Source organism: Streptomyces macrolidinus, assembly GCF_023887685.1.
In the GTDB taxonomy this organism is placed as follows: domain Bacteria; phylum Actinomycetota; class Actinomycetes; order Streptomycetales; family Streptomycetaceae; genus Streptomyces; species Streptomyces macrolidinus.
The window spans coordinates 1-2,465 of record NZ_JAMWMR010000077.1 but is presented as its reverse complement, the minus strand read 5'-3'; the positions used below and the strand labels follow the sequence as shown (position 1 = coordinate 2,465).

1 protein-coding gene is annotated in these 2,465 nt (G+C 61.5%); it reads right to left on the bottom strand.

Going from position 1 to position 2,465, the window contains the following annotated elements:
* Positions 1-129: 129 nt before the first annotated feature.
* Positions 130-1,932, bottom strand: coding sequence for a reverse transcriptase/maturase family protein (locus tag NGF19_RS30250; RefSeq protein ID WP_252429113.1), 1,803 nt, complete (start codon positions 1,930-1,932; stop codon positions 130-132).
* Positions 1,933-2,465 lie beyond the last annotated feature (533 nt).

The following is a 2,465-nucleotide window of genomic DNA, read 5'->3' as shown; positions in this document are numbered from 1 at the left end:
AGTACCGGTAGGCCACTGGCGAGGTTTCCGCTGTGCGGTCCCTTTTCCAGTGGCCCCCGGCCCGAACCCGCCGTGCACCCTTTCGGTGCAGCGGGCTCTCCAGTGACTACTGCGTGCTGTTCACCCGGGTTACGTATGGATGCTTCCGTGACAAGGCGGGCAGACCACGAGGGTTCTGCGTCGCTTCTTGAGCATCAGTTGCGCCCATGCGGGCTGTTCTCCTGCGCTTCTCAGCTCTGCGAGGGAGCGAACTTGGTGTACTTGCACTTCAGTTCTGCTCTCGCAGAGTTCACACAGTCCGCGTCGTAGCCGGTCGAAGAGTTGGCTGCCGCGCGGGCGGCTGCGCGGGGTGAACAAGGTGGACGGGAGGTCGTCGAGGACGGCCGTCCGTTTCCGGGTGAGGGGAATGCCACCGAACCGAGCGATCAGTGGTTTCCTGCCCTCGCGTTCGATCCTGGCCTCGAAGCACCTGCGTGGTCCCTGGGGTGTCCTGATGGTTGTTTTGTAGCGATTGGCCATCGTGGTCACCCGTGACCGGTGCCGGGCGGCCAGGGTCTTGAGCATAGAGGTCAGCATGACCCCCTTGAGCCGGTCGAGTCTCCAGACGTCGCCGGCCAGCAGGTAGTACTGAACGATGCCCCGGTACTGCGCTCCGTAGATGCCGATGATGTCGAAGGGTGTGCAACTCGTCAGCGGGAGCAAGTGCGTGGGTTTTCCACGGCGGAGAAACGGGGCGCATTTGGCCTTGATCACGTCCTTGGGAACGCGGAGTTGGATCTTCCCGTTGATGGAGCGGAGGCCGCGATTGATGCGACCACCCCGGGAGACCTTTTCGTCCGCGTGCTGAACGGTGATCTCGTAACCGAGGAAGCGGGCCGCCTGGGTGCGGCCGTGGGTGATCAGCGTCTTGTCCTGATTCAGTTCCAGCTTGAGGTCGTCGCGCAGGAACGCGGCCAGGCGCTGTTTGATCGTCTCGGCTTCGGCCTTGGGTCCGATGAACCCGAGGAGATGGTCGTCCGCATAGCGGATGTAGCGCAGCCGTCGGTAGCCCGGATCATGTGGATCTCCGGCTGGATGGCGGCGTAACTCCTTTCGCCATTGACGGACTTGAGCGGACTCGGTTTTCTCCTTCCTGTAGGCGAGCCGCTTCCGGGCAGCCCCGATCGCATTCTCCAGCTCCTTGTAGGCCGGGTTCTTGCGGCGGGTTTCCCCTCGGGTGTATTCCGGGATGAGAACTGTCTCGACGAATCTGTCCAGCCGGTCCATGTAGATGTTGGACAGGAGTGGGGAAAGCACACCGCCTTGCGGGGATCCCGACAGCGTGGCGTGCCATCTCCAGTCCTCCAGGTATCCCGCCTTCAGCATCTGTCCGATGAGGCGGAGGAACCGGTTGTCGTGGATCTTCTCCGACAGAATGGCCAGCAGGACCTCGTGGTCCAGCGAACCGAAGCAGTCGGAGATGTCTCCTTCGATGAACCAGGTTGTTCCGGTCCAGTTGTATGTCACCTCGGACAGCGCCGTGTGACAGCCCCGGCCGGGGCGGAAACCGTGGGAGCGGCTCGAGAAACGCGGCTCGTAATACGCCTCTAACAGAAGGCGGATCACTTCGCCGACGAGTTTGTCCGACCAGGACGGCAGACCGAGTGGGCGCGTTTTCCCGTTGGATTTCGGAATGTGGACGCGCCGCACTGGGCGAAAGCGGTAACGCTCGTGGCGCATGGCTTCGACGATGCGCCCGATCTTGGCTTCGGACATGCCGTCCGCGGTTTCCCCGCAGGCCCCGGGTGTCATCGCGCCGTGGTTGGCGTAGATTCGCCCGTAGGCCAGTAGATACAGGTTCGGGTTGAACAGCTGTCGATACAGTCCATTACACGGCAGGTTCCGTCTGCCGCGTTCACGCAGGACATCAAGCACCGTTTCGGCGTTCTGCATTACGCATACCTCCCAGCATCGTGATGTCCGATCACCTGGCCCCCTTCGCCCTGCGGACGGTTTTCCCGTCCTCCTTGGCAGGTCGTCACTCCTGCGACTACTACGGGGCCTCCGTCACCTTGGGGCTCACGCCCTTTAGGTGATCCCATGTTCGTCTCTGTTGTACGAATCTAGCGCGACTTAGGCGCCCCACTCATCTCCTTGAATTCCCTCACCGGGAATCAGTCCGCACCCCGAAGGTTGCGATGGATACGCAATTACTCCACCGCAGAGCGCGGCATCGGTGTCGGGTATGTTTCCGATGGATGCCAGCCATTTCATCCCTTGGAGATTGGGGTTCAGGCAGTACAGCTTTCGCCATATCGCGCGGGTCCCTCAACGCATCACTTCCATACCTGAACGTGATCGTTGATTTCCTGGCATGCTGCTGTCCCCTTCACCTTTCGGATCCAGGTAAGCCATCAGACCCAGAAACCTCCCTTCAGTTCCTCCCGGTTGAACCGGGGATACAACAGAGCGCCTCATGGCGCACC